The organism is Noviherbaspirillum sp. (assembly GCF_036563305.1).
Taxonomy (GTDB): Bacteria; Pseudomonadota; Gammaproteobacteria; order Burkholderiales; family Burkholderiaceae_D; genus Noviherbaspirillum.
In genome coordinates this window covers 101,425-118,464 of sequence record NZ_DATCMQ010000013.1, presented here as the reverse complement: position 1 = coordinate 118,464, position 17,040 = coordinate 101,425, and the positions used below count along the sequence as shown (strand labels likewise).

The window sequence follows — 17,040 nt, the reverse complement described above, 5'->3', positions numbered from 1 at the left end:
AGAAAGAAAATCAAGTATAAGCGAGATCGGATGGACGGGTCGGAAGGCCGCGGTACCGCGCTTTTTCGCTGCCGATCGTAGCAATTGAACGCACGGGTGCCGGCGTACGTATCGGGCCGGTCGGTTTCATTCAGGGAGCGGCGTGGACTGACTGACACTCTTAATGTAGAATTAAGCGGTTTTGGTGCGTCAGAGCAACACCTACACGGTAGGCCGATGTATCAAGAACCTGGCCGCAAGCGATTCCCCCGAAGCCGTTCTGCGCATCACGCCGCATTCCGCGACAGCGGAGCGCTTGCGGCCAGGTTTTTGGAATTTCACACTTATCATCCCAGCTATCATGAAAAAACTAATCGCGTTTCTCGCGCTCGCGGGCGTGGCCAATTTCGCCGCAGCGGCGGAAGTGGTCGGCAACGCCAAGGCGGCGGAACACAAGGTGGCGATGTGTATCGGCTGCCACGGCATCCCCGGCTACAAGTCCGGCTTCCCGGAGGTCTATCAGGTGCCCATGCTCGGCGGCCAGTCCGCCAAGTACATCGAGAGCGCGCTCAACGCCTACAAGAAGGGTGATCGCAAGAACCCCAGCATGCGGGGCATCGCAGCCGGCCTGTCGGACCAGGATATTGCCGACGTCGCCGCTTATTACGCTCAGCAGAAATAAGGGAACCGATCATGAAGAAGATGCTTGCATGCGCCGTCGCGCTGCTTTCCTTTAACGCCGTTGCCGGCGGCAACGTGGAAGCCGGCAAGGAAGCGGCCAAGAAGTACAACTGCGCTTCCTGCCATGGCCAGGACTACAATACGCCGATCGACCCGAGCTATCCGAAGCTCGCCGGGCAGCACGAGGATTATCTTGCGCAGTCCCTGGTCGCCTATCAGCGCGGCGCCAACGGCACCAACGGCCGCGGCAACGCGATCATGGGAGCACAGGCAAAGCCGCTGACCCGCGACGACATCCGCAACATCGCAGCCTACCTGCACAGCCTGCCGGGGCAGCTGGTCCTGCGCAAGTAAGTCAGGCCCCCCGCATAGCAAAAAGCCACGCATCTGCGTGGCTTTTTTTTTCGTCCGTCGCGCGCGGTTTCAGCGGCGCCGCACGCATTCCACGTAGGCCTGTCCGTCGGGCGGCAGTCCGCTACGCTGCGAATTCCAGATCATCTCGCCCAGGCATTCCATCATCTCGTGATGGGCGTCGTGCTCCGAACCAAGCCGCCTGGCGAGTGCCAGGAACGCGGCGCGGATGCCCGGGGGCTGGTCGATCGACAGCTGTTCGGCAATCGACAGATGCATTGACAGGTGCAGGAAGGGATTGGCAATGCCGCGTTCCACCGAATAGTCGGCGGCCAGTGCCTCGTCCGTGTTCGCCAGGGCATCCGCGTATTCCTGGTGCTGGACGATCCAGTCCCGTGCGACGGCCTCGAGTGGCGTCAGCACCTGGTTTTCCTGGACCTTGCGGTAGGTCTCGCAAAAGAAGCGGCGCACGTCGTGCTGGGAGGGTGTGAACATGGGAATGGCGGCAACGGGAGGGAAGCCGTCATTGTAGCGCCGCTACACGCCTTTTTCAGGCAGCGGCGTCTTGTCCCGGTATTCGCACAAGTCGGCGATGATGCAATTCCAGCATTGCGGCTTGCGGGCGATGCAGGTGTAGCGGCCGTGCAGGATCAGCCAGTGGTGGGCGTCATGCCGGAACTCCGCCGGAACGAACCTGAGCAGTTTCTCTTCTACCGCGTCGACGTCCTTGCCTGGCGCAATGTTCGTCCGGTTGGCGACACGGAAGATATGGGTATCGACCGCGATCGTCGGTTCGCCGAAGGCGGAATTGAGCACCACGTTGGCGGTCTTGCGGCCGACGCCGGGGAGCGCCTGCAGCGCTTCGCGCGCCCGCGGCACCTCGCCGCCGTGCCGCTCCAGCAGGATGCGGCATGTCTCGATCACGTTCTTCGCCTTGGTCCGGTAGAGGCCGATGGTGCGGATATACTCTTCCAGGCCTTCCACGCCGAGCGCAAGGATCGCCGCCGGGGTGCTTGCGACCGGATAGAGCCTGCGGGTCGCCTTGTTGACAGAGACGTCGGTTGCCTGCGCGGAGAGAATGACCGCGATCAGCAGCTCGAATGGCGTGGTGTACTCCAGTTCGGTGGTCGGGTGCGGGTTCGCTTCACGGAAGCGGCGGAAGATCTCGAGGCGTTTGGCGGCGTTCATTGGGGATCCTGCTTCAACTTGCCGTCGACCTCTTCGATGCCGCGCCGCACGGAGCGTGCGACGTCTGGCATCCCCGTCGGGCCGGCGGCTTGCGCCGCCTGCTGTTCCTTTTGCAGGCGGGCGCGTTCCATCGCAGCCTGGATGATCGCCTTTTTCCTCTCCTGCGCGGCCCTTTCCTCGGGGCTCTCGGCCGCTTCGGCTTCCACTGCCTTCAGCTTGGCCGCGGCCTTCGCGGCGAGGCGTGCATCGTTCTCCACCTTTTCCCGGCGCAGCCGCGCGGTACGGAAATCGTGCCGGAGGCGGGCGGCGTCCGCCTGTTCCTGCGACCACGCATTCCAGCCGGTGCGGCCGGGAGTCACCTCGATCATGGAGATGCAGTCGACAGGGCACGGCGCCACGCAGAGATCGCAGCCGGTGCAGAGCTGCGGCAGCACGGCATGCATCTGTTTGGCAGCGCCGACGATGGCGTCTACCGGGCAGGCCTGGATGCAGAGGGTGCAGCCGATGCAGATCTCCTCGTCGATGACGGCGACCGCGCGCGGCTTCTCGATGCCGTTGACCAGGTTCAGCGGGATGACCGGCTTGCCAAGCAATGCTGCCAGCCGTGCGATTCCTTGCGCGCCGCCGGGCGGACAGCGGTTGTATTCCGCTTCGCCGGCGGCCACGGCCTCCGCGTAAGGACGGCACGCGGGAAAGCCGCACTTCGTGCACTGGGTCTGCGGCAGCAGGTCTTCGATCTGATCGGCCAGCGGGCGGGGGCTCATGTTGCGGTGGCGTGCGGTGAAAAAACAGGATTATCCGAGTAAACGCCGGATGCCACAAATGAAAAGGCCGTTCCGGGGAAGGAACGGCCAGGAGGTCCAGCGCTACGCAGGTCAGGAATTGGCCTGGATGAATTCGCCGATCTTCGGACAGATCACTTCCCGCCAACGGCGGCCGGAGAAGATGCCGTAGTGGCCGCACTTGGGCGCGGTGAAATGCTGTTTTTTTGCCGCGGGGATGCCGGAGCAAAGGTCGTGCGCGGCCTGCGTCTGGCCGGCGCCGGAGATGTCGTCGAGCTCGCCCTCGATGGTGAACAACGCGACGTTCTTGATGTCCTGCGGGCGCACCAGCTTGCCTTCCACTTCCCAGGTGCCGCGCGGCAGGTCGAAATCCTGGAATACCGTCTTGATGGTCTCGAGGTAGTACTCGGCGGGCATGTCGAGCACGGCGTTGTATTCGTCATAGAACTTGCGGTGTTCCTCCGCCGACTCGTTGTCGCCCTCGCGCAGGTGCATGTAAAAATCCCAGTGACTCTGCGCGTGCCGTCCCGGGTTCATCGCGATGAACCCGGCGTGCTGCAGGAAGCCCGGGTAGACCTGGCGGCCGAAGCCGGGGTAGTTGGCCGGGACGCTGTAGATGACCTTGGTCTCGAACCAGGAATACGGCTTTTCGGTGGCCAGGTTATTGACGGCGGTCGGCGACTTGCGGGGGTCGATCGGCCCGCCCATCATCACCATCGATTTCGGCAGCTTGGGGTCCTTGGCCGTGGCCATCAGCGAAATGGCGGCCAGCACCGGCACGGTAGGCTGGCAAACGGAAATCACGTGCACGTCCGGGCCGAGCCGGCGGATGAAGTCCTGCACGTAGTAGATGTAGTCATGCAGATGGAACGGGCCTTCGGACAGGGGCACCATGCGCGCGTCGGTCCAGTCGGTGATGTAGACGTCGTGGTTCGACAGCAGCGCACGCACGGTATCGCGCAGCAGCGTGGAGTGATGTCCGGACAGCGGCGCGACCACCAGCACCGTCGGTTGCTTCAGGCCCGCGAACTGCTTGTCGCTCAGGTCCTTCTTGAAGTGGATCAGCCGGCAGAACGGCCGCTGCTCCGCTACCTCTTCGAACACGCCGACGGACTTGCCGGCAACGGGAACGGTCCTGATGCCGAACTCGGGTTTTTCATAGTCCTTGCCGAGACGGTACATCAGCTCATAGCCGGCGGCGATGCGTTGTGCAAACGGCGTGTGGGCAAGCGGCGATACCGGGTTCGTGAACAGCTTGGCGGAAGCCTCGGCCCATTGAATGAGCGGGTTCAGGAAGGTGCGATTGAGTTCGTGAAGTTGGTAAAGCATAGAGACCTCTGAATTGATGCCGGTGCTGCTTCAATATGCGGCCGCGGCCTGGCGCTTGCAACGCGTCACCGCAAACCTGCGTGTTTTCCGCAACGCTCGCGCTTTTGTGTGCGCTGCGTCAATTTAACGACCATAACACAAAGCACGCCGATTTGTTGTTTCAAGGAAATGCGAACCGGCAAGACCGCAGCAGGCCCTTCGGGAAGCAGCCAGGCGGCGATGCAGCATGTTGCAGCGATAAGACAGGATACTGAAACCCGACAATTACACTGTGTTTCCCTTGCCTGCAGCAGGAAGCGTGCCAACGGATTGTGTTTCAGCAGGGGCAGTAATTCCGCGAATTTCCCAGTTTTCACGCATGGCTCTTGCAATCTGAACATACCGCAGGGGGATTTTTGTAATTTCTACCGTTCCGCTACAGGTCAGCCGGCCGGCTATTGCAAGGTTTGGACGTGCGGCGTGTCGATGCTGGTTCAGGACAGCCGACTGCGACGGCGCTACGCGCATGATCCACGGCGACGGCGAGATGCCCGGGCGATTGTCGGTACGCGGCCAACAAGCCCGGCGGGATAGGCGGCTGCGATCGGACGTCAGGTCCCGAGAGATCCCGTATTCCCGACGCGAAGGGGAAGGACGCTGCGGCGTTCGGGCGAGACGGGGTGCTCAATCGACAACCGGGGATTTGATATCAAGGATAGTGTGCAGCTCGCACAGGCGCGCCCGGTACTGCATGTGCATCCTCCGGGAAGATGTACGCGTCGCGCCGAATGTCGCCCTCGCCGCTACGGAAGCCGAGTCCGGCACCGCGTCACCGCCACGGCTCGCGATATCCTTGCCGACGAAACGGGCAGATCCTTGAGGCTGTAGAGCGGGAGTCCGCCTTCGATCTCCTCGACGCCGGCGAGCTTGAGGATGCGTGGCTGGAACGAGCCGAACCGGGCGGCGATAGCGGTAATTCTGGTGGTGGTTCGGATGCCGGACGCAATGTCGAGGTTGAAACGCCGTTCTTGTACTTCTTGTCGTACTTGTGATGATTCCGGTTCGCCGATCCGGACGCGGCGCTGCCCGTACGGGCCGGCGCCGTTTGCGACGACGGCGCTTACTTGACCAGCTGGTCCAGCTTTTCCTTGACGTCCTTCCACTCATCCGCGTCCGGCAGCGGATCCTTGGTCTTGGTGATGGACGGCCACTGGCGGGCAAGTTCGACGTTGAGCTTGATGAACTGCTGCTGGTCCGCGGGCACGTCTTCTTCCGCGTAGATCGCGTTGACCGGGCATTCGGCGACGCACACCGCGCAGTCGATGCACTCGTCCGGATCGATGGCGAGGAAATTCGGGCCTTCGCGGAAGCAATCTACCGGGCATACATCGACGCAGTCCGTGTAGCGGCAGCGGATGCAGGATTCGGTGACAACGTGGGTCATGACAGTCCTATCTGTAAATTTTTTCAGTGAAATCTGTTTTGGGGACGGGCGTTCAGCGGGGGTGCCGGGGCGCCGCCACAGCTGCGGGCTGGAAGGGCAACGCGCTGAAAAGCCTAGTATTTTAAGACAATCAAGTACTTATAACAAACCCGGGTTAGACAGAATTCGCATAAGCAAATGCGGCGGTCGACGACGCGGCTCTGACGCCGGCGCTCGCCCAGGGGCGGGCCGGACGGATGAAAATAATTGCGGGCCCGCTCTGAAATCAAATCATGCGGCAGGCCCCTTCCACGACACCGGCTTCGGGTAGACTGCGCTGATTGTCATCCCGGGAACATCATGGACACATCGACCGCCCGCAAAGCCATCTTCGACCGCATACGCGCAGCCCACCGGCGCCCGACCGAGCCGCAGCAGGCCGAACGCGATGCCGCGCTTGCCTACCTCGTTCAGCATCCGGAAGGCCCCCGGCCGGATATCGGCGACGACGTGCAGGCGCGTTTCCGGCAGCAGGCGCTGCGGATGGCCGACACGGTGGACGACGCGCCCGACATGGCCTCAGTGCCGGCCGCGGTCGCGCGCTACCTCGACAGCAACGGCATTGCGCGCAAGGCGATCGCCTGGAATACGCTCGCCGGGCTGGACTGGAACGCGGCCGGCGTCGAGGTGGAATTCCGCCGGCCGCGCGATCCCGACCTGGTGGGCATCACGGGCGCCTTCTGTGCGGTCGCCGAAACCGGCACCCTGATGCTGCTTTCGGGCGCCGATACCTGGCCATCTGCAGCGCTGCTCCCCGAAACCCATATCGCCGTGGTGCCGTCATCCCGCATCGTCGCCGGCATGGAAGACGCCTTTGCGCTGGCGCGCGCCGAGCACGGGCAGCTGCCGCGCGCGGTCAACTTCATCTCCGGCCCGTCCCGCACCGGCGACATCGAGCAGACCATCGTGCTCGGGGCGCATGGTCCCTACCGGGTCCACGTCATCGTGGTGCAGGGAGCCTGAGCGCTGCGATCTACGTAGCAGTACGTAGGGCGCAAGCCCGAGGGCGACGCGATGCCCGGGATAAAATGGCGGCCAATTACAAAATGGAGACCGCCGTGCGCGCAAAATGCCTGATCGCCTTCCTCGCTCTCTTCGCCCTCGCGCCGGCCCTGGGTCACGCCGCGGAAATCGACGGCGCCGGCCTCGCCGCCACATGGGGCATTCCGTTTGCCGGCCTGCTGCTTTCGATCGCGCTGTGCCCGCTGCTGACGCCGGTGTTCTGGCACCATCACTACGGCAAGGTGACGCTGGCGTGGGCTCTCGCGTTCCTTGTGCCCTGCGCCCTGTTCCTCGGCGCCGGTACGGCCGCCGGCGGCCTGCTGCATGCGCTGGTCGGCGAATACATCCCGTTCATCATCCTGATCACATCGCTGTTCGTCGTCGCCGGCGGCATCTGCGTACGCGGCAACCTGCACGGCACCCCCGCGCTGAACACCGGCCTGCTGGCGCTGGGCACCGTGCTGGCCAGCTTCATGGGCACCACCGGCGCGTCGATGCTGCTGATCCGTCCGCTGATCCGCGCCAACGATCATCGCCGTCACGCGGCCCATATCGTCGTCTTCTTCATCTTCCTCGTGGCGAACGCCGGCGGTTCGCTGACGCCGCTCGGCGACCCGCCGCTGTTCCTCGGCTTCCTGAAGGGAGTCGACTTCTTCTGGACCGTGCAGAACATCTTCCCGGAGACCTTGTTCCTGTGCGTCGCGCTGCTGCTGATCTTCTTCGTGCTCGACAGCTACTACTGCCGCAGGAAGGAGGCGGGCCTGCCGCTTCCGGATCCGACGCCGGACAAGGCGATCAGCTTCGAAGGGAAGATCAACTTTGCGCTGCTGGGGGGGATCATCGGCCTGGTGCTGCTGAGTGGATTCTGGCGCTCGGGCGTGTCGTTCACGGTCGCCGGGGCCGAGGTGGAATTGCAGAACGTCGTGCGCGACGTGCTGCTGGTTGCGATCATCTTCATCTCGCTCGCGGTGACACCGAAATCTGCCCGCGACGGCAATGAATTCACCTGGGGGCCGATCCAGGAAGTCGCCAAGCTTTTTGCCGGCATCTTCATCACCATCATTCCGGTCATCGCCATGCTGCGGGCCGGCGAGGCCGGTGCCTTCGGCGCAGTGGTGCGCGCGGTTACCGACCCCTCGGGCCAGCCGATCAATGCCATGTACTTCTGGGCGACCGGCGTGCTCTCGTCCTTCCTCGATAACGCGCCGACGTATCTGGTATTCTTCAATACGGCCGGCGGCGATCCGTCCGTGCTGATGACCAGCCTGGCGGGCACGCTTGCAGCGATTTCCTGCGGCGCGGTGTTCATGGGCGCCAACAGCTACATCGGCAATGCGCCCAACCTGATGGTCAAGGCGATTGCGGAGGAGCGGGGCGTCAGGATGCCGTCCTTCTTCGGCTACATGGCCTGGTCCTGCGCGGTGCTGGTGCCACTGTTCGTGATCATGACCTTCATCTTCTTCTGAGGCAGCGATGAGCAAACCCAGGGTACTAGTGACGCGCGCGGTCTTTCCCGACGTGATCGAGCGGCTGTCGCAGCATTTCGCGGTCGAATCCAACCAGGAAGACCTGATCTTCACTCCCGACGAACTGGCCTCCCGCCTGCAGGGCAAGCAGGGCATCTTCCTGACGCCCAGCGAAAGGATCAGTGCCGACCTGATCGACAGATGCCCCGGACTGAAGGCGATCTGCAACATGGCGGTCGGCTACAACAACATCGATGTCGATGCCGCGACCCGTGCGGGCATCGTCGTCACGAACACGCCGGACGTGCTGAACGAGACCACGGCCGATTTCGCCTGGGCGCTGCTGATGGCGACCGCCCGCCGCGTCACCGAGTCCGAGCACTGGCTGCGTGCCGGCGAATGGAAGAAGTGGCGCTACGACAGCTTCCTCGGGGCGGATGTGCACGGTGCGACACTCGGCATCATCGGCATGGGGCGGATAGGGCAGGCTGTCGCGCGCCGCTCGACCGGCTTCGACATGCAGGTGATCTACCACAACCGCAGGCCGATCGCTCCCGAGCTGGAGGCGCGCGCGAACAATGCGCGCTACGTGGACAAGGAGGAATTGCTGCGGACCGCGGATCACGTGATGCTGGTGCTGCCGTATTCGGCGGAGACGCACCACACTGTCGGCGCTGCCGAACTCGCGCTGATGAAACCCGGCGCGACGCTCGTCAACGTGGCGCGCGGCGGCATCGTCGACGACAAGGCACTGATTGCGGCCTTGCGCGAGGGACGCATCGCCGCGGCCGGCCTCGACGTTTTCGAGAATGAGCCGGCATTCGATCCGGGTTTTCTCGCCTTGAAGAACGTCGTCCTGACGCCGCATATCGCGAGCGCGTCGGAACCGACCCGCCGCGCGATGGCGGAGTGCGCGGAGGCCAACCTGGTTGCCGCGCTGTCGGGCAAGACGCCGCCGAACATGCTCAATCCGGCGGCCTGGCCAGGCCGCAGCAACTGAGGGCAAGGCGGCACGATGGCGGATATCAGGATATCCCACGCGCACGCACTGCCGCAGGATGCGGCGCGGCGCGCGGCGGAGCAGGTCGCGGAGCAGATCGCCCGTGACTACGACATGGCACTGGAATGGAACGGCGATGTGCTGGTGTTCGCGCGCAGCGGGGTTTCCGGTGCGCTGGTGCTGGAACCCAACCTGGCTTACGTCGAGGTCCGCCTGGGCATCCTCTTCAAGGCGTTCGCGCCCGTCATCGAGCAGAAGTTGACGGAGAAGTTGCGCAGGGTCTTCGGCTAGCCGCGACCCTGTGCGGTGGATCAGCCCTTCAGTTCGCTGATCAGGTTGATGTACTGCTGCATTGCGGCTTCCTGCGGCGTACCCTTCAACGCGTCCCACGCATCGTACTTGGCGCGGCCGACCATGTCGGTGAAACCCGGCCGCTCACCATTGGCATCGCCGCTGCTGGCCTGCTTGAACAGCGCGTACATCCGCAACAGCGTCATGTTGTCCGGGCGCTCGGGCAGGTTCTTGGAATCGGCTACCGCCTGTTCGAACTGGGCCTGCAGGCTCATGTCTTTCTCCTTTTTGTCATCTGCGGATGCCGCCATGCAGTGGCGGCGGGAGCACAACATAGCATCAAAGAGGCAGCCAAAAAAGCAAAAGGTCTAGAGGTTCTGCTCGACGCGGGAGCGTGGGGCAGGCCTCATTCGTCGTCGTCGTCGGGAATCAGTGCGCCGCCGACCGTGGTTGCGGCGCCCACCGCCATCGAGCCGGCGGCGACGCCGACGCTGACCGCAGTCGAGGCGACAGTCACGGCTGCGCCGGCGACAGAGACGACGGCGCAGCCCGAAAGCTGAACCAGGAGGGCCGCACAGGCGGCGGCCCGCAGGAGATGATGCAGATGCATGAAGCCGGATCCGGTGTTCGCCGCACAGGGCGGCGGGTTGGAAAAAGACGCATACCGTCAGCTAGGCCGACAACATTTGCGTCATCACCACCGGCTTCGAGCTTGCTCTTAGGAAAGAGTGCTCAGACGCCCAAAAGTTCCACTTCGAAAATCAGGGTGGCGTTCGGCGGGATCACGCCGCCTGCACCGCGCGCACCATAACCGAGCGAGGAGGGAATGACCAGGCGTCGCACGCCGCCCACCTTCATGCCTTGCACGCCCTCGTCCCATCCCTTGATCACGTGGCCTGCGCCGAGCGGGAAATCGAAGGGATCGTTGCGGTCCTTGCTGGAATCGAACTTGCTGCCGGCACTGCCGTCCGGGTTTTGCAGCCAGCCGGTGTAGTGCACGGTCACGTGCTGGCCGGCCTGCGCTTCCGCGCCGGAGCCGACGGTGAGGTCTTCGTATTGCAGTCCGGAGGCGGTCATCGTGGAGGGCATGTCGGTTCCTTTGTCAGTTGGTTATCGAACGCGGGATTGTAGCAGTTGCGTGCCTTGCGCAGCGCCCGCTACAGCTGCACGATTTCATGTGCGCGGACGACGAGTTCGGCCTGCGCGTACCTTCGTTCCAGCGTTTGCCGGTATTCGCGCCACCAGGAGGCGTCGAGCGCGTCCGCCATCACCTCATAGATGACCAGTTCGTCATGCACGGTATGCCCGGCATCCTCCTGCCACAGGCCGCTTGCCGGCGCGCGCGTGTAGGCGGTGAGGCCGCCGAAGCGGCCGACGAGCTCGTCGCGCGTCATGCCGTGTACCGCGGCAGGCAGGCGCCGGCCCTGGTTGTCGTACAACGGAAGCAGGATCTGTATCAGGAACATGAATCGCGGATGCAGGTGATGTCCGGGTTCAGACGCGGCGCTGGCGCCGCCGGTTCAATCCTTGCATTGAAGGTTTTCAAGACCGGTGCTATTTTCATGGCCGGCATGAATGGGAAAGGCAGAACGGGAACATGCACGAAACAGGACGATTGACGGGAAGGATGCCGGATAGAAGAAGGGCGGACCGGTGCGCGCGCTGATGATTGCCTTCGGCCGCGCGGTGCTCAGCCAGTTGCACCTGCGCATGCTGTTGCTCACCGTGCTTCCCTTCGTGGTCTCTGTCCTGCTCTGGGGCGTGGTGCTGTGGCTCTGCCTGCAGCCGATGATCGACTGGCTGCACGGCTGGTTCATCGCCAACGACGGCTTCAGCACGGCCGGCGATGTGCTCGGCTGGTTCGGGCTCGGGATGGTCAAGACGGTGCTGGTGCCGTTGCTGGCGATGTGGGTGCTGCTGCCGCTGATGATCCTGACCGCCCTGGTGTTCGTCGGCGTGATGGCCATGCCCGCCATCGTGCGCCACGTCGGCGGACGATGGTATCCCGCGCTGGAAAAGCGGCGCGGCGGCAGCCTGCTCGGCGGGCTCTGGGTCGCATTCCATTCCTTCATCCTGTTCGCCGTGCTGTGGATCGTCACCTTGCCGCTGTCGCTGTTTCCGCCGCTGACTTTCGTGGTCCAGCCGCTGCTATGGGGATGGCTGACCTACCGGGTCATGGCGTACGACGCGCTGTCCGAGCATGCGAGCGCCGACGAGGCGCGCGATCTCCTGCGCCGCCACCGCTGGCCCCTGCTGCTGATGGGGACGATCACCGGTGCGATGGGCGCCGCCCCCACGCTGCTGTGGCTCGGCGGGGCGCTGTCGGTGATCCTGTTTCCGCTGCTCGCGGCAGGCGCGATCTGGCTCTACGTGCTGGTCTTCGTGTTCACCGGCCTCTGGTTCGAACACTACTGCCTGGCCGTGCTGGCAGACCAACGCGGACGGCCGCCAGTGCCCGGCGTGCTGAAAGACCTGAACTGAGGCCGCCGGCCGGGATTCGACGCATCCGGCATAATGCCCGTTTCGCAATTGAGAGCGCACGGATAACCGCATGGCCATTGGACTGATCATCATCGGCGACGAAATTCTTTCCGGCAAAAGGGCAGACAAGCATTTCCCCAAGGTCGTTGAACTGCTGGGCGCGCGCGGCCTGCAGCTATCGTGGGCGGAATACGTCGGCGACGACCGCGCCCGCATCACCGGGGTGCTGAAGCGCAGCATGGCGGGCGACGACATCGTCTTTTCCTGCGGCGGCATCGGCGCCACCCCGGACGACCACACGCGGCAATGCGCGGCGGCAGCGCTCGGGGTGCCGCTGGCCCTGCATCCCGAGGCCCGGCGCCTGATCGAGGAAAGGATTGCCGACGTGGCCCGCGAAGAGGGCAGGGAGCCGGATTTCAACGCGCCGGACAATGCGCACCGCCTGAGGATGGGGGAGTTCCCGCAAGGCTGCAGCATCATCCCCAATCCCTACAACAAGATCCCCGGGTTCAGCGTGCTGCACGGCAGCGGCGGCCATCATTTCGTGCCGGGCTTTCCGGTCATGGCCTGGCCGATGATCGAATGGGTGCTCGACACCCACTATTCGCACCTGTTCCGGCAGGTCGCGCGGATGGAGAAGGCGGTCCTGGTGTACGGGCAGGCCGAATCGACGCTGACCCCGCTGATGGAGCAGATCGAGGCTGCGTATCCGCTGGTGAAGGTGTTTAGCCTGCCGAGCGTGGGCGATGCCGCGACGCGGCGCCATATCGAACTCGGCGTCAAGGGCGACCCGGCGCAGGTCGAACAGGCATTTGCGCGATTGCTTGCGGGCCTGGACGGTTTTGCTGCCGAATACGTCCCGGCCTAGCGTGCCTTGAGGTCGTCCAGCAGGCCTTGCCTCCGAATGAAGTCGACCACCTTCTCCACGCCGTCGCCGCTGCGCAGGTTGGTGAAGATGAACGGCCGCTCGCCGCGCATCCGCTTTGCGTCGCTGGCCATGATGTCGAGGTTGGCGCCGACATGCGGCGCCAGATCGGTCTTGTTGATGATCAGCAGGTCCGAACGGGTGATGCCTGGCCCGCCCTTGCGCGGAATCTTCTCGCCGCCCGCCACGTCGATCACGTAGATGGTCAGATCGGACAGCTCCGGGCTGAAGGTCGCCGCCAGGTTGTCGCCGCCGGACTCCACCAGGATGAGATCCAGGTCGGGGAAGTCGGCACTCATGCGTGCGATCGCTTCCAGGTTGATCGAGGCGTCCTCGCGGATCGCGGTATGCGGGCAGCCGCCGGTCTCCACGCCCATCAGGCGTTCCGCCGGCAGCGCGTCGGCGCGCAGCAGGATCTCCATGTCTTCCTTGGTGTAGATGTCATTGGTGATCACGGCCATGTCATAGCGGTCGCGCATCGCCTTGCACAGCATTTCGCACAATGCGGTCTTGCCGGAGCCGACCGGGCCGCCGATACCGACGCGCAGGGGATTGGAAGTTGTCGTCATCTTTGTCTGAGAGTTTATGAACGATAGAGCCGGCTGTACTGCACTTCATGCTGCATCGACAGCAGCGACAGGCCGGGTGCCCAGTTGGACAGGGCGTCGTCGCCAAGCAGCATGGCGGCCGACGCGGCGGATTCGAGTTCGGGTTGCAGCGACAACAGCATGCGCTGGCCGGCGACCTGGCCGAGCGGTACCGACTTCACGCACGCCAGCACCTGGTTCTCGGCCCAGGAGAACAAGGCGCCCAGCATGGCGGCTTCGTGCGGCACCGCCAGCGCGACCGACGCGAATGCGAGCGCGGTCGGCAATCCGACCTCGGGCTGCTGCTGGAGCAGCACGCGCGTTTCCGCGTCACCGAGTTCGAGGTCGAGCGCAAGACGCGCCAGGGAATAGCCCATCTGTATCGTCTCCGCCCGGAACTCGGCGGTATCGCGCGAGGCGATGAAGCGCTCGTTCCAGGTAGCGATCGACGCGGCGTCGCGCGCCTCCCACGCCCGCAGCAGGCGCCACAGCACCGGCGCCTCAAAGCGCGCGACCACCTGGTGCAGCACATCGACGATCCAGGCACGTGCGCTCGCCGTTTCCCGCACCAGGCCACGCTCCAGCGCGGCTTCCAGCCCTTGCGAATAGCTGTAGGCGCCGATCGGCAGCGAAGGACTGGCCAGTTGCAGCAGGTGCAGCAGTGCGGAGGCGTGCATTTCAGGCTTTGTCGGACGGCCGGTGTATCTTCTGGCGCAAGGGGATCGGCGCGAGCGGATGATGATGGTCGTCGCCGTGATGATGATGGCCGCCCCCGTAGGCGCCGGACTCGGGCTCGAACGACGCCAGCTCTTCAGTCACGCTGGCGCCGAGGCCCTCCAGCATCTCCTTGAGGACGGTGTCCTTGCGGATGCGAAGGAAGCCTTCGCCGACCTGGGCCTGCGTATGGCGATTGCCGAGATGGAAGGCGCAGCGCAGCAGGCCGCGTTCGCCGGCGCAGGACACCCGGTAGGTCGCCTCCTGCGCGGCCACGATCCTGACGATTCGCCCGTCGTCTCCCTTCAGCAGGTCGCCGTCGCGCAAGATGGTGCCGCGCACGGTGAATACCGCGACTTCCTCGCCGGAAGCCAGTGCCGCGCGCAGGCGGCTTTTCTCGCGCAGTTCGTAGGGCAGCACCAGTTCGCCGTCGATCTGTTGGGCGTGCTCGATCTTGGTATGAAGTGTCAGCATGGTCGTGGTTCAGAACAGGAAATAGCGCTGGGCCATCGGCAGTACCGTCGCCGGTTCGCACACCAGCAATGCGCCGTCCGCGCGTACCTCGTAGGTCTCGGGGTCGACTTCCATCCTGGGCGTCGCGCCGTTATGGATCATGTCGGTCTTGCGGACATGGCGCGTGTTTCGTACGGCGATCAGCGGCTTGTTCAGCTTCAGCAGATCGCCGATGCCCGCGTCGAAGGCCGCCTGCGAGACGAAGGTGAAGGATGTCCTGAGGCCGCCGCCGTACGCGCCGAACATCATCCGGGAATACACCGGCTGCGGCGTCGGGATCGAGGCGTTGGGATCGCCCATCTGCGCCGCGGCGATCATGCCGCTCTTGAGAATCATCGACGGTTTCACCCCGAAGAATGCCGGCTTCCACAGCACGATGTCCGCAATCTTGCCGGTCTCGAGCGAGCCGACCACATGGGAGATGCCGTGCGTGATCGCCGGATTGATCGTGTACTTCGCGATGTAGCGCTTCGCCCGGAAGTTGTCGTTGCGAGCGCTGTCCTCGGGCAGCGCGCCGCGCTGCACCTTCATCTTGTGGGCGGTCTGCCAGGTGCGCATGATGACCTCGCCCACGCGCCCCATCGCCTGCGAGTCGGACGACATCATCGACACCGCGCCAATGTCGTGCAGGATGTCTTCCGCGGCGATGGTCTCGCGGCGGATGCGCGACTCGGCGAAAGCGACGTCTTCCGCGATGGCGGGGTCGAGATGGTGGCAGACCATCAGCATGTCGAGGTGCTCATCCAGTGTATTGACGGTATACGGGCGGGTCGGATTGGTCGACGACGGCAGGACGTTGGACTCGCCGACGGCGGCGATGATGTCCGGCGCATGGCCGCCGCCCGCGCCTTCGGTATGGAAGGTATGGATGGTGCGGTCCTTGAACGCGGCCAGCGTGTTCTCGAGGAAGCCGCCTTCGTTGAGCGTGTCGGTATGAATCGCGACCTGGATATCCATGCGGTCGGCCACCGACAGGCAATTGTCGATCGCCGCCGGTGTGCTGCCCCAGTCCTCGTGCAGCTTGAGGCCGATGGCGCCGGCCTGGATCTGCTCCTCCAGCGGCAACGGCAGGCTGACGTTGCCCTTGCCGAGGAAGCCGAGGTTCATCGGGAAGGCGTCCGCGGCCGACAGCATCGAATGAATGTGCCAGGGACCGGGCGTGCAGGTGGTGGCGGCAGTGCCGACCGCCGGACCGGTGCCGCCCCCAAGCATCGTCGTCACCCCGGACATCAGCGCTTCCTCGATCTGCTGCGGGCAGATGAAGTGGATGTGCGAGTCGATGCCGCCGGCGGTGACGATCATGCCTTCACCGGCGATGATCTCGGTGGCGCCGCCGATCGCGAGCGTGACGCCCGGCTGGATGTCGGGGTTGCCGGCCTTGCCGATGCCGGCGATGCGGCCTCCCTTGATGCCGATATCGGCCTTGACGATGCCCCAGTGGTCGAGGATCAGCGCATTGGTGATCACGGTGTCCATCACGTCCGCGTGCGGGCGCTGCGACTGGCCCATGCCGTCGCGGATCACCTTGCCGCCGCCGAACTTGACCTCCTCGCCGTAGATGGTGAAATCCTTCTCCACCTCGATGAAGAGTTCGGTGTCGGCGAGGCGGACACGGTCGCCGACGGTCGGTCCGAACATTTCGGCATACGCCTGCCGCGAGATTCGTGTCATTTGAGCGCTCCCATCACCCTGCCGTTGAAGCCGTAGACCTTGCGGTCACCGGCGAGATCCACCAGTTCGACCGTCCGCTCCTGTCCCGGCTCGAAGCGCACCGCGGTGCCGGCGGCGATGTTGAGGCGCATGCCGTACGCGCTGTCGCGGTCGAAGCGCAGCGCGTCGTTCACTTCATGGAAGTGGAAGTGGGAGCCGACCTGGATTGGACGGTCTCCGCTGTTGGCGACGGTGACGGTGACGGTGCGACGGCCGGCGTTGAGCGCAATCTCGCCGTCCTCGACCAGCATTTCTCCTGGAATCATGAACTCTCCTACGGAATGGGGTGATGCACGGTGACCAGCTTGGTCCCGTCGGGGAATGTCGCTTCGACCTGGATTTCGGGGATCATCTCGGGGACGCCGTCCATGACGTCGGCGCGGCCGAGGATCTGCGTCCCTTCGGACATCAGTTCCGCGACGGTGCGGCCATCCCGCGCGCCTTCCATGATCGCGGCCGTCAGCAGCGCCACCGCCTCCGGATAGTTCAGCTTCAGGCCGCGCGCCTTGCGGCGTTCGGCGAGCAGCGCCGCGGTGAAGATCAGCAGCTTGTCCTTCTCTCTGGGCGTCAGCTCCATCG

The 17,040-nt window shown here is 64.4% G+C and carries 24 protein-coding genes; 8 read left to right on the top strand and 16 right to left on the bottom strand.

What is annotated here, in order from left to right:
• Positions 1–340 precede the first annotated feature (340 nt).
• Together VIM12_RS11015 and VIM12_RS11010 are read left to right on the top strand one after the other, a co-directional pair.
• Positions 341–661 (top strand): cytochrome c, encoded by a 321-nt coding sequence (locus VIM12_RS11015; RefSeq protein ID WP_331941677.1) that lies wholly within the window; start codon positions 341–343, stop codon positions 659–661.
• An 11-nt stretch (positions 662–672) separates the two neighbouring features.
• Complete coding sequence (locus tag VIM12_RS11010; protein ID WP_331941676.1) at positions 673–1,014, top strand: cytochrome c; 342 nt, start codon at positions 673–675, stop codon at positions 1,012–1,014.
• Positions 1,015–1,083: 69 nt separating this feature from the next.
• Here VIM12_RS11010 and VIM12_RS11005 read toward each other — a convergent pair whose 3' ends face one another.
• The 6 genes from VIM12_RS11005 to fdxA form a co-directional block, all read right to left on the bottom strand.
• Positions 1,084–1,506 (bottom strand): DUF1841 family protein, encoded by a 423-nt coding sequence (locus VIM12_RS11005; RefSeq protein ID WP_331941675.1) that lies wholly within the window; start codon positions 1,504–1,506, stop codon positions 1,084–1,086.
• Positions 1,507–1,548: 42 nt separating this feature from the next.
• A complete protein-coding gene (nth, locus tag VIM12_RS11000) occupies positions 1,549–2,199 on the bottom strand; it encodes an endonuclease III (RefSeq protein WP_331941674.1) in 651 nt (216 codons plus the stop codon).
• Complete coding sequence (gene rsxB / locus VIM12_RS10995; RefSeq protein ID WP_331941673.1) at positions 2,196–2,963, bottom strand: electron transport complex subunit RsxB; 768 nt, start codon at positions 2,961–2,963, stop codon at positions 2,196–2,198. Before rsxB ends, nth begins: the two co-directional genes overlap by 4 nt.
• A gap of 111 nt (positions 2,964–3,074) precedes the next feature.
• Positions 3,075–4,310, bottom strand: a complete 1,236-nt coding sequence (locus VIM12_RS10990) for a polyhydroxyalkanoate depolymerase (RefSeq protein WP_331941672.1) — start codon at positions 4,308–4,310, stop codon at positions 3,075–3,077.
• Between the two features lie 65 nt (positions 4,311–4,375).
• Positions 4,376–4,666 carry a hypothetical protein gene (locus tag VIM12_RS10985; RefSeq protein WP_331941671.1) on the bottom strand — a complete coding sequence of 97 codons (291 nt, stop codon included), beginning with the start codon at positions 4,664–4,666 and terminating at the stop codon, positions 4,376–4,378.
• 743 nt (positions 4,667–5,409) lie between these two features.
• Positions 5,410–5,733, bottom strand: coding sequence for a ferredoxin FdxA (gene fdxA / locus VIM12_RS10980; protein WP_331941670.1), 324 nt, complete (start codon positions 5,731–5,733; stop codon positions 5,410–5,412).
• Between the two features lie 339 nt (positions 5,734–6,072).
• On the opposite strand from fdxA, the gene VIM12_RS10975 reads away from it, so the two are divergent.
• The 4 genes from VIM12_RS10975 (at position 6,073) to VIM12_RS10960 (ending at position 9,531) form a co-directional block, all read left to right on the top strand.
• Positions 6,073–6,735 carry a lactate utilization protein C gene (locus VIM12_RS10975; protein WP_331941669.1) on the top strand — a complete coding sequence of 221 codons (663 nt, stop codon included), beginning with the start codon at positions 6,073–6,075 and terminating at the stop codon, positions 6,733–6,735.
• An 83-nt stretch (positions 6,736–6,818) separates the two neighbouring features.
• Positions 6,819–8,240 (top strand): sodium:proton antiporter, encoded by a 1,422-nt coding sequence (locus tag VIM12_RS10970; RefSeq protein WP_414691784.1) that lies wholly within the window; start codon positions 6,819–6,821, stop codon positions 8,238–8,240.
• 7 nt (positions 8,241–8,247) lie between these two features.
• Positions 8,248–9,240: a D-glycerate dehydrogenase gene (locus tag VIM12_RS10965; protein ID WP_331941667.1), complete on the top strand. Its 993-nt coding sequence runs from the start codon at positions 8,248–8,250 to the stop codon at positions 9,238–9,240.
• 15 nt (positions 9,241–9,255) lie between these two features.
• Positions 9,256–9,531: a polyhydroxyalkanoic acid system family protein gene (locus VIM12_RS10960; RefSeq protein WP_331941666.1), complete on the top strand. Its 276-nt coding sequence runs from the start codon at positions 9,256–9,258 to the stop codon at positions 9,529–9,531.
• 20 nt (positions 9,532–9,551) lie between these two features.
• On the opposite strand, the gene VIM12_RS10955 is transcribed toward VIM12_RS10960, so the two are convergent.
• The 4 genes from VIM12_RS10955 to VIM12_RS10940 form a co-directional block, all read right to left on the bottom strand.
• Positions 9,552–9,806: an acyl-CoA-binding protein gene (locus tag VIM12_RS10955; RefSeq protein ID WP_331941665.1), complete on the bottom strand. Its 255-nt coding sequence runs from the start codon at positions 9,804–9,806 to the stop codon at positions 9,552–9,554.
• A gap of 131 nt (positions 9,807–9,937) precedes the next feature.
• Positions 9,938–10,141, bottom strand: coding sequence for a hypothetical protein (locus VIM12_RS10950; protein WP_331941664.1), 204 nt, complete (start codon positions 10,139–10,141; stop codon positions 9,938–9,940).
• A 122-nt stretch (positions 10,142–10,263) separates the two neighbouring features.
• Complete coding sequence (locus VIM12_RS10945; RefSeq protein WP_331941663.1) at positions 10,264–10,620, bottom strand: FKBP-type peptidyl-prolyl cis-trans isomerase; 357 nt, start codon at positions 10,618–10,620, stop codon at positions 10,264–10,266.
• A 68-nt stretch (positions 10,621–10,688) separates the two neighbouring features.
• On the bottom strand, positions 10,689–10,997 hold the full coding sequence (locus VIM12_RS10940; protein ID WP_331941662.1) for a hypothetical protein: 309 nt from the start codon (positions 10,995–10,997) through the stop codon (positions 10,689–10,691).
• A gap of 187 nt (positions 10,998–11,184) precedes the next feature.
• On the opposite strand from VIM12_RS10940, the gene VIM12_RS10935 reads away from it, so the two are divergent.
• Both VIM12_RS10935 and VIM12_RS10930 read left to right on the top strand, forming a co-directional pair.
• Complete coding sequence (locus VIM12_RS10935) at positions 11,185–12,012, top strand: EI24 domain-containing protein (protein WP_331941661.1); 828 nt, start codon at positions 11,185–11,187, stop codon at positions 12,010–12,012.
• Between the two features lie 70 nt (positions 12,013–12,082).
• Positions 12,083–12,880, top strand: a complete 798-nt coding sequence (locus VIM12_RS10930; RefSeq protein WP_331941660.1) for a competence/damage-inducible protein A — start codon at positions 12,083–12,085, stop codon at positions 12,878–12,880.
• Here VIM12_RS10930 and ureG read toward each other — a convergent pair.
• From ureG to VIM12_RS10900, 6 genes are read right to left on the bottom strand one after another with little or no spacing between them, the layout of a single operon-like run.
• Complete coding sequence (gene ureG, locus VIM12_RS10925) at positions 12,877–13,506, bottom strand: urease accessory protein UreG (RefSeq protein ID WP_331941659.1); 630 nt, start codon at positions 13,504–13,506, stop codon at positions 12,877–12,879. The genes VIM12_RS10930 and ureG overlap by 4 nt on opposite strands.
• Before the next feature lie 14 nt (positions 13,507–13,520).
• On the bottom strand, positions 13,521–14,201 hold the full coding sequence (locus VIM12_RS10920; protein ID WP_331941658.1) for an urease accessory protein UreF: 681 nt from the start codon (positions 14,199–14,201) through the stop codon (positions 13,521–13,523).
• A gap of 1 nt (position 14,202) precedes the next feature.
• Positions 14,203–14,712, bottom strand: coding sequence for an urease accessory protein UreE (ureE, locus tag VIM12_RS10915; RefSeq protein WP_331941657.1), 510 nt, complete (start codon positions 14,710–14,712; stop codon positions 14,203–14,205).
• A gap of 9 nt (positions 14,713–14,721) precedes the next feature.
• On the bottom strand, positions 14,722–16,422 hold the full coding sequence (gene ureC / locus VIM12_RS10910; protein WP_331941656.1) for an urease subunit alpha: 1,701 nt from the start codon (positions 16,420–16,422) through the stop codon (positions 14,722–14,724).
• Positions 16,419–16,727 (bottom strand): urease subunit beta, encoded by a 309-nt coding sequence (locus VIM12_RS10905; protein ID WP_331941655.1) that lies wholly within the window; start codon positions 16,725–16,727, stop codon positions 16,419–16,421. Before VIM12_RS10905 ends, ureC begins: the two co-directional genes overlap by 4 nt.
• Positions 16,728–16,735: 8 nt before the next feature.
• Positions 16,736–17,038: an urease subunit gamma gene (locus tag VIM12_RS10900; protein WP_331941654.1), complete on the bottom strand. Its 303-nt coding sequence runs from the start codon at positions 17,036–17,038 to the stop codon at positions 16,736–16,738.
• Positions 17,039–17,040: the final 2 nt, after the last annotated feature.

What these genes read in the sequence shown, in the direction of transcription:
- VIM12_RS11015 (WP_331941677.1), top strand. Translation starts at nt 341, where the DNA reads ATGAAAAAACTAATCGCGTTTCTCGCGCTCGCGGGCGTGGCCAATTTC.
- VIM12_RS11010 (WP_331941676.1), top strand. Translation starts at nt 673, where the DNA reads ATGAAGAAGATGCTTGCATGCGCCGTCGCGCTGCTTTCCTTTAACGCC.
- VIM12_RS11005 (WP_331941675.1), bottom strand. Translation starts at nt 1,506, where the DNA reads ATGTTCACACCCTCCCAGCACGACGTGCGCCGCTTCTTTTGCGAGACC.
- nth (WP_331941674.1), bottom strand. Translation starts at nt 2,199, where the DNA reads ATGAACGCCGCCAAACGCCTCGAGATCTTCCGCCGCTTCCGTGAAGCG.
- rsxB (WP_331941673.1), bottom strand. Translation starts at nt 2,963, where the DNA reads ATGAGCCCCCGCCCGCTGGCCGATCAGATCGAAGACCTGCTGCCGCAG.
- VIM12_RS10990 (WP_331941672.1), bottom strand. Translation starts at nt 4,310, where the DNA reads ATGCTTTACCAACTTCACGAACTCAATCGCACCTTCCTGAACCCGCTC.
- fdxA (WP_331941670.1), bottom strand. Translation starts at nt 5,733, where the DNA reads ATGACCCACGTTGTCACCGAATCCTGCATCCGCTGCCGCTACACGGAC.
- VIM12_RS10975 (WP_331941669.1), top strand. Translation starts at nt 6,073, where the DNA reads ATGGACACATCGACCGCCCGCAAAGCCATCTTCGACCGCATACGCGCA.
- VIM12_RS10970 (WP_414691784.1), top strand. Translation starts at nt 6,819, where the DNA reads ATGGAGACCGCCGTGCGCGCAAAATGCCTGATCGCCTTCCTCGCTCTC.
- VIM12_RS10965 (WP_331941667.1), top strand. Translation starts at nt 8,248, where the DNA reads ATGAGCAAACCCAGGGTACTAGTGACGCGCGCGGTCTTTCCCGACGTG.
- VIM12_RS10960 (WP_331941666.1), top strand. Translation starts at nt 9,256, where the DNA reads ATGGCGGATATCAGGATATCCCACGCGCACGCACTGCCGCAGGATGCG.
- VIM12_RS10955 (WP_331941665.1), bottom strand. Translation starts at nt 9,806, where the DNA reads ATGAGCCTGCAGGCCCAGTTCGAACAGGCGGTAGCCGATTCCAAGAAC.
- VIM12_RS10950 (WP_331941664.1), bottom strand. Translation starts at nt 10,141, where the DNA reads ATGCATCTGCATCATCTCCTGCGGGCCGCCGCCTGTGCGGCCCTCCTG.
- VIM12_RS10945 (WP_331941663.1), bottom strand. Translation starts at nt 10,620, where the DNA reads ATGCCCTCCACGATGACCGCCTCCGGACTGCAATACGAAGACCTCACC.
- VIM12_RS10940 (WP_331941662.1), bottom strand. Translation starts at nt 10,997, where the DNA reads ATGTTCCTGATACAGATCCTGCTTCCGTTGTACGACAACCAGGGCCGG.
- VIM12_RS10930 (WP_331941660.1), top strand. Translation starts at nt 12,083, where the DNA reads ATGGCCATTGGACTGATCATCATCGGCGACGAAATTCTTTCCGGCAAA.
- ureG (WP_331941659.1), bottom strand. Translation starts at nt 13,506, where the DNA reads ATGACGACAACTTCCAATCCCCTGCGCGTCGGTATCGGCGGCCCGGTC.
- VIM12_RS10920 (WP_331941658.1), bottom strand. Translation starts at nt 14,201, where the DNA reads ATGCACGCCTCCGCACTGCTGCACCTGCTGCAACTGGCCAGTCCTTCG.
- ureE (WP_331941657.1), bottom strand. Translation starts at nt 14,712, where the DNA reads ATGCTGACACTTCATACCAAGATCGAGCACGCCCAACAGATCGACGGC.
- ureC (WP_331941656.1), bottom strand. Translation starts at nt 16,422, where the DNA reads ATGACACGAATCTCGCGGCAGGCGTATGCCGAAATGTTCGGACCGACC.
- VIM12_RS10905 (WP_331941655.1), bottom strand. Translation starts at nt 16,727, where the DNA reads ATGATTCCAGGAGAAATGCTGGTCGAGGACGGCGAGATTGCGCTCAAC.
- VIM12_RS10900 (WP_331941654.1), bottom strand. Translation starts at nt 17,038, where the DNA reads ATGGAGCTGACGCCCAGAGAGAAGGACAAGCTGCTGATCTTCACCGCG.